Origin of the sequence: Rhodopseudomonas sp. BR0C11 (assembly GCF_010820945.1) — a bacterium.
Lineage (GTDB): Bacteria > Pseudomonadota > Alphaproteobacteria > Rhizobiales > Xanthobacteraceae > Rhodopseudomonas > Rhodopseudomonas palustris_H.
In genome coordinates this window covers 1-6219 of sequence record NZ_QTKI01000295.1, presented here as the reverse complement: position 1 = coordinate 6219, position 6219 = coordinate 1, and the positions used below count along the sequence as shown (strand labels likewise).

General features: G+C 66.2%; 7 protein-coding genes and 1 pseudogene. 3 read left to right on the top strand and 5 right to left on the bottom strand.

The genetic code is table 11. From position 1 onward, the window contains the following. Window positions 1-195 precede the first annotated feature (195 nt). On the bottom strand, window positions 196-852 hold the full coding sequence (locus tag DYI24_RS19175; RefSeq protein WP_164573441.1) for a glutathione S-transferase family protein: 657 nt from the start codon (window positions 850-852) through the stop codon (window positions 196-198). A gap of 117 nt (window positions 853-969) precedes the next feature. Between DYI24_RS19175 and DYI24_RS19170 the strand changes: the two genes are divergently transcribed. Next, window positions 970-1254 (top strand): DUF3253 domain-containing protein, encoded by a 285-nt coding sequence (locus DYI24_RS19170; RefSeq protein ID WP_107345010.1) that lies wholly within the window; start codon window positions 970-972, stop codon window positions 1252-1254. A 5-nt stretch (window positions 1255-1259) separates the two neighbouring features. Here DYI24_RS19170 and DYI24_RS19165 read toward each other — a convergent pair whose 3' ends face one another. The 4 genes from DYI24_RS19165 to mgtE all read right to left on the bottom strand — a co-directional run bounded on the left by DYI24_RS19165 (window position 1260) and on the right by mgtE (window position 4847). Continuing rightward, complete coding sequence (locus DYI24_RS19165; RefSeq protein ID WP_164573440.1) at window positions 1260-2054, bottom strand: YdcF family protein; 795 nt, start codon at window positions 2052-2054, stop codon at window positions 1260-1262. A gap of 73 nt (window positions 2055-2127) precedes the next feature. After that, window positions 2128-2961 (bottom strand): aldo/keto reductase, encoded by an 834-nt coding sequence (locus tag DYI24_RS19160; RefSeq protein WP_107345012.1) that lies wholly within the window; start codon window positions 2959-2961, stop codon window positions 2128-2130. 54 nt (window positions 2962-3015) lie between these two features. After that, complete coding sequence (locus DYI24_RS19155) at window positions 3016-3372, bottom strand: helix-turn-helix domain-containing protein (RefSeq protein ID WP_349627798.1); 357 nt, start codon at window positions 3370-3372, stop codon at window positions 3016-3018. A 53-nt stretch (window positions 3373-3425) separates the two neighbouring features. Continuing rightward, entirely contained in the window at window positions 3426-4847 is a 1422-nt protein-coding gene (gene mgtE, locus DYI24_RS19150) for a magnesium transporter (protein WP_164573438.1), read from the bottom strand. Window positions 4848-5008: 161 nt separating this feature from the next. Between mgtE and DYI24_RS19145 the strand changes: the two genes are divergently transcribed. Both DYI24_RS19145 and DYI24_RS19140 read left to right on the top strand, forming a co-directional pair. Further along, on the top strand, window positions 5009-5812 hold the full coding sequence (locus DYI24_RS19145; protein ID WP_164573437.1) for a polysaccharide deacetylase family protein: 804 nt from the start codon (window positions 5009-5011) through the stop codon (window positions 5810-5812). A gap of 137 nt (window positions 5813-5949) precedes the next feature. Next, window positions 5950-6219, top strand: a pseudogene (locus tag DYI24_RS19140) (polysaccharide deacetylase family protein); the annotation flags it as partial.

The window sequence follows — 6219 nt, the reverse complement described above, 5'->3', positions numbered from 1 at the left end:
CTTGAATACCGATCCGATCCCTGTTGCCGGGTGTGATCGGTTCCCCCCAAACCCCGCGCGCTTATAGCACGCGAGACGCTCTCCTGGCCAGTGAATCACGCATAGCTGGCGCCCCGATTTTGCTTGTTTTTCAGCGATCTAGGCGCCTGAAGGCGAGGAACCGGAGGGGCTTGGGAATGAATCCCCTTCCGCAGGTCAATAGGTCTCGAATTTGTCGATGATCCAGGTCTCGGCCAGGGCTGCCTGAGTCCATTCCTGGAACGCCGGCAGCGCCATCATCACTTCCATGTAGCCCTGCGCGATCGGGTCGACCTCGACCGCATAGGTGCGAAACCGGTGCACGACGGGCGCGAACATCGCATCGACGCCACTGAAGCGGCCGAACAGATACGGCCCGAAACGGCCGTAGCGGTGGCGGCAGTCGGTCCAGATCTCCTGGACCCGGGCGATGTCGGCACGCGCCGCATCCGATAGCGGCTTGGCGCCGACCGGCCGATGGATGTTCATGCCGCACTCGGTGCGGAGCGTGACGAAGCCGGAGTGCATCTCAGCCGCAACCGACCTCGCGTGAGCCCGCGCGGCGACATCGTCGGGCCAGAGTTGGGCCTTGGGGAAGCGCTCGGCGGCATATTCGATGATCGCCAGCGAATCCCAGATCGTGACGTCGCCGTCGACCAGCACCGGCACCTTGCCGGCGGGCGTGAAGGCGAGGATGCGGCGCTTGTCGGCGTCACCGGTGTAGAGCGGGATCACCACCTCATCGAATGTGACGCCGGTGGCCTTCAGGGCGATCCACGGCCGCATCGACCATGACGAGTAGTTCTTGTTGCCGATCACCAGCGTCCGCGCCATGGCCGAAAACTCCCTTCATCCCCGCAGCGATGCGTCCCTCGGCAATCAATCCACGGCCGGAGCGACTGTCAATCGGTCGAGGTTGCGGCGCGCCTGCCATTGCGGCACTGCATTGCCATGACCCCTCACGATTCGGCGCCTGCCCCCGCCTCGCCTGTCTCCGCCCTCGAAGACGACATCCTCGCCGTACTGAACAAAGCCGGCCACGGCACGCTCAGCGCGCCGGAGATCGCTCACGCGCTTCGCCCCGAAGGTGACTGGCACGGCCTGCTGATGCCGATCCGGCGCGCCGCCGTGGCGCTGGCGCTGGACGGCCGGCTGGTGATCTACCGCAAGGGCAAGCCGGCGGATCCGAACGACTTCCGCGGCGTGTACCGGCTCGGCCTGCCGCGCCACGACTGAGTGGCTTACGGCGACGGCAGCAGCGACGTCGTCTTGCCGCCGAGCCGATAGGCAAGCAGCCCCGCCCATTCATGCACTGCGACGTCGGTGCGTGCGAGCCCGGCTGCGAGTGTCGAGAACGTGCGTGCCGCGTCCTCGCTGCCGCGCGTTCGCCAATCGACCGGATAAGGCACGACGTCGAAGCCGGCAGCACGGAATGCGATGATCGATCGCGGCATGTGAAATGCCGACGTCACCAGCAGCCAGAGTTCGCCGGGCTTCGGCGACACCAGAGCACGCGTATAGGCGGCGTTCTCGGCGGTCGTCCGCGACTTGTCCTCCAGCACCACGCGATCCGACGCCAGACCGAACCGCTCCAGCAGTTCGCCGGCGAGCGGCGCTTCGGCGACCGAGCGCTGGATTAGATTGCCGCTGCCGCCGCTATAGACGATCCGCGCCTTCGGATAGCGCCGCGCCAGATCGAGCGTAGCGAGGACGCGCTCGGCCGAGGCGTCGAGTTCGAGGGTGTTGCGAGCAGCGCTGAGTTCGGAATCGATCGCTCCGCCGAGCACGATGATGCCATCCGGCGCGCGCCCGGCCTCGTGCCAGGGCGGAAACCGCTCCGACAGCGACAGCAGCAGCACGTTGCCGAGCGGCGAGTAACCGACGATCAGCAGCAGCGCGACGCCGCCGATCAAGAGCGCCCGCCCGGCCCGCCACCAGCGCGTCAGCATGAGCACCAGGCCCGCCACACAGATCATCGCGATCGTGTTGGACGGATGGACGAAGAAGCCGAGGATCTTGGAGAGCAGGAAGAACATCGGTCACCGGAACGCTGAAGGTCGTCTCAGCGACGTGCGTTATTCCGGCAGCGAGGTCAACGGCGGGTAGCGCTCAGTCCCACACCGGGGCGGTCGCCATCGTGGTGAGCCGTCCCTTCGGACTGCCGAGGGTGAAGATCTCCTGCATTTCGGCTTCCGATAATTCGAAGTCGAACACGTCGATGTTCTGCGCCAGCCGCTCGAGCCGCGAACTGCGCGGAATTGCCGCGACATTCTGCTGGATCAACCAGCGCAGGCAGACCTGCGCCGCGGTCTTGCCGTGCACGGTGCCGATCCTGGTGAGAACTTCGCTTTTCTTGGCGTTGCCGCGGGCGATCGGGCTGTAGGCGACCAGCGCCATGCCGTACAGCGCGCAGGCGGCGAGCACCTTCTGCTGATCGAGAAACGGGTGGTACTCGACCTGATTGCACACCAGCGGCGCCGGACAGACCGCGACCGCCTCCGCGAGCAGCGCGACCGTGAAGTTCGAAACACCGATGTGCCGCGTCAGGCCGAGCGCGCGGGCCTGCGACAGAGCGCCGAGGGTTTCCGCCAGCGGCACATGCGCGTTCGGCCAGTGCAACAGCAGCAGATCGACCTCGGACAGCCGCAGCTTGACCAGGCTCTCCTTGGCCGAGCGAATGAGGTCATTGGGCGCGAAATGCGTGGTCCAGACCTTGGTGGTGACGAACAGCTGATCGCGGCGGATGTGGGAGTTGCGAATGCCCTCCCCGACCTCGCGCTCGTTCTCGTAGATCTGGGCGGTGTCGATATGGCGATAGCCGAGGCGGAGCGCCTGCTCGACGATCCGCGCGCAGCTATGGCCGCTCAGTTCCCAGGTCCCGAGCCCGATTGGGGGAATCTTCGCCCCATGGGCCTCGACGAAGTGCGCGTCGGCGGTCTGCATGACGATCGTCCCGCATTTTGGGTACGCAGACTGATCAGAAGTAGTATGAACCGATCAGCACTCGCTGCCAATCGCTGGCGCTGCGACGAGCTTACTAATTTCTTCCCGCCGACCGGCCAAAGCCGCAAACACCACATCGGGCGTATGGGCGATCACGGTCAGCAGCGCACGCGCAGGTCCCCGCGGGCTGCGCTTGCCCTGCTCCCAGTTCCGGATGGTCTCGACCGGAACGCCAAGACGCGCGGCGAATTCGGTCTGGGTCAGGCCCGCCCGCAGCCGCAGGTCGCGCACCTTCGGCTCAGGCTCCGATCCGCGCCCGGCGGATTCGGCACCATTAGGCACGGGCGGAAACTCGTGGCCGTCGCGTAGTTCGACGATCCGTCCGTCCGCCTTGAGCCGCAGCCGCTGTATCTGGGTCATGGACGGAATCGTCCGCCAACAGCGTTAACAGCCCGTGAAGAGGATTACTTCAGTCCGAACCACAGCGTTGCGATGCCCAGGAAGGCGAAGAAGCCGACCACGTCGGTGACGGTGGTGACAAAGGTGCCCGAGGCGACGGCCGGGTCGGCCCGCATTTTCTCCAGCGCCATCGGGATCAGGATACCACCGAGCGCGCCGGCGACCAGATTGCAGATCATCGCCAGCCCGATCACCACGCCGAGCCCCGGCACCCTGAACCAGGCGTAGGCCGCGATGCCGGTGATCAGCGCAAACGCGACGCCGTTGACGAGGCCCACCAGCGCCTCACGCATCACCACCCGTACCGCGTTCCAGGCGCCGAGTTCGCGGGTGGCCAGCGCCCGCACCGCCACCGTCATGGTCTGGGTCGCGGCGTTGCCGCCCTGGCTGGCGACGATCGGCGCCAGCACCGCCAGCGCCACCATCTGCTGCAACTGATCCTCGAACAGGCCGAGCACCGAGGACGCCAGAAACGCGGTGGCGAGGTTGACCAGCAGCCAGTTGAACCGGCCGCGCGCGATCGTCCACATGCGGTCGGACAGTTCTTCATCGCTGGTGACGCCGCCCAGCGCCTTGAGGTCTTCGTCGGCCTCTTCCTCGATCACGTCGACGACGTCGTCGATGGTGATGACGCCGACCAGGCGGTTCTGGCCGTCGACCACGGGGGCAGCGACGAGGTTGTACTTGCCGAATAGGCGAGCGACCTCCTCCTGATCGTCGTTCACCGACACCTTGCGGCGGTCCTCGTCGACCAGTTCAGGCAGCGGCACATTGCGATGCGACCGCAGCAGCCGATCCAGCGACACCGCGCCCTGCCAGTGATTGACGCCGTCGACGACGTAGATCTCGTAGAAACGATCCGGCAGCTCGGCGGTCTCGCGCATGAAGTCGATCGCTTCGCCGACGGTCCAGTCCCGCGGCACGGCGATGAAATCAGTCTGCATCCGCCGGCCGGCGGAGCTTTCCGGATAGTCGAGGCTGCGCTCGAGCGCATCGCGTTCGGAGGGCGGCAGCTTGTCGAGGATCTCATCCTGATCCTCTTCGTCGAGCACCTGCAGCAGCTCGACGGCGTCGTCGGAATCCAGTTCGCGAACGCCCTCCGCGACGGTCGCCGGCTCGAGCTCTTCGAGGATCTCCTCGCGGACGGTTTCGTCGACTTCGTTGAGCGCAGAGAAGTCGAAATCGGCCCCGGTCAGTTCCACCAGCCGGACCCGCTCGTCGGAATCCAGCGCCTTGATCAGGTCGCCGAGGTCAGCCTCGTGGAGTTCGGACACCACGGCCCGCAGCGAACCCGCGTCCTCGGCGGCGATGGCGTGAGACACCGCCTCGACGAACTCGGCCCGGAGATCGCCATGGTCATCCCGCATTGCCACAGGATCGAGAGCGGCCAGGTCGGGCCGCACGACCGCATCCACGTCGTCGGTCATGGGGGCTCCCGCGGGTTTTACTGGTTGCAGAAATCGGGCGCCGTCGGGCAAGATGCACTGTCGAACGGCGGCGCGAATGCCCGTGGCAATAACCAATCGGTGAAGCAAAGCGCAATGATATTCGTGACACCCACCAACAATCCGCCAACCCGGAGGGTGTCGTGATCATCGCGCGCACCGCAGCTGCTTTTGTCGCCCTCGCCGCCCTCGGCGGGACTGCTCACGCCACCGAGTGCCCCCGCCCCGGCACGCTCGGCACCTCGCGGGTGCTCACCGTCGATCCGGCGACCTATCCGCGCGTCGGCCTCAAGAGCTTCCCGCAAACCCTGCCGCTTGCTGATCGCGAGGTCGTACTGACCTTCGACGACGGTCCGGCCGCCACCACCCCGACGGTGCTGAAGGCGCTCGCCGACGAGTGCGTCCGCGCCACGTTCTTCCTGGTCGGCAAACCCGCGTCCGAAATGGGCGACATGGTGCGGCGGATCGCGGCCGGCGGTCACACCATCGGCCACCACACCTACACCCATCAGCATCTGTCGGCGCTGAGCCATGCCGACGCGCTGACCGAGATCGACCGCGGCATCGCGGCCGACGAAGCGGTGATGCGCGCCAAGGGCATTCCGGTGGCAACCACCCGGTTCTTCCGCTTCCCGTACTTCGAATCCACCCCGGCGCTGCTGGATGATCTGCAGGCGCGCGGCATTCCGGTTTTCGGCGCCGATCTGTGGGCCAGCGACTGGAATCCGATGACGCCCGACGAGCAGCTCAAGCTGATCACCGAGCGGCTGACGGCGACCGGCCGCGGCATCATCCTGTTTCACGATCCGCGCAAGCAGACCGCCGAGATGATGCCGGCCTTCCTGCGCTGGCTGCGCGAAAACCACTACCGCGTCGTGCATGTGGTGCCCTCCGACGAAGCCGGTCACGCGGTGGCGTCGGATACGCATGGCCGCACTGCGCGCTGAGCCGCCTCCGCGTCCCAGAATCGCCATGGAACTTTGAACGGTTAAGCAGCCGTTCATGACGCGGTTTTATTTTTCGGTCCGGGTTGGGATTCGGGCGTCGTGAACCGCGCTGTCGGTCGCGTGAAGGCGGTGCACTGTTGTCTGAACGTTCGTTGCGAATTTCGTCTCTCGTTGGTGCGGCCTGCGTCGCCGCCGCTCTCACCCTCCCGCCCCAACAGGCCCGCGCGGCAAGCTGCCCCGGCAATCCCGATGCGCTCGGCACATCGCGCACGCTGGTCGTCGATCCGCGCGAGCATCCGCGCATCGGCACGATGCAATACAGCGAGACGCTGCCGCTGCGCGACCACGAGGTGGTGCTGACCTTCGACGACGGCCCGCTGCCGCGCGAAAGCAATCAGGTTCTCGAC

Bases quoted from the DNA above. Each gene is read 5' to 3' on its own strand.
- DYI24_RS19175 (WP_164573441.1), bottom strand. From the start codon at position 852: ATGGCGCGGACGCTGGTGATCGGCAACAAGAACTACTCGTCATGGTCG.
- DYI24_RS19170 (WP_107345010.1), top strand. From the start codon at position 970: ATGACCCCTCACGATTCGGCGCCTGCCCCCGCCTCGCCTGTCTCCGCC.
- DYI24_RS19165 (WP_164573440.1), bottom strand. From the start codon at position 2,054: ATGTTCTTCCTGCTCTCCAAGATCCTCGGCTTCTTCGTCCATCCGTCC.
- DYI24_RS19160 (WP_107345012.1), bottom strand. From the start codon at position 2,961: ATGCAGACCGCCGACGCGCACTTCGTCGAGGCCCATGGGGCGAAGATT.
- mgtE (WP_164573438.1), bottom strand. From the start codon at position 4,847: ATGACCGACGACGTGGATGCGGTCGTGCGGCCCGACCTGGCCGCTCTC.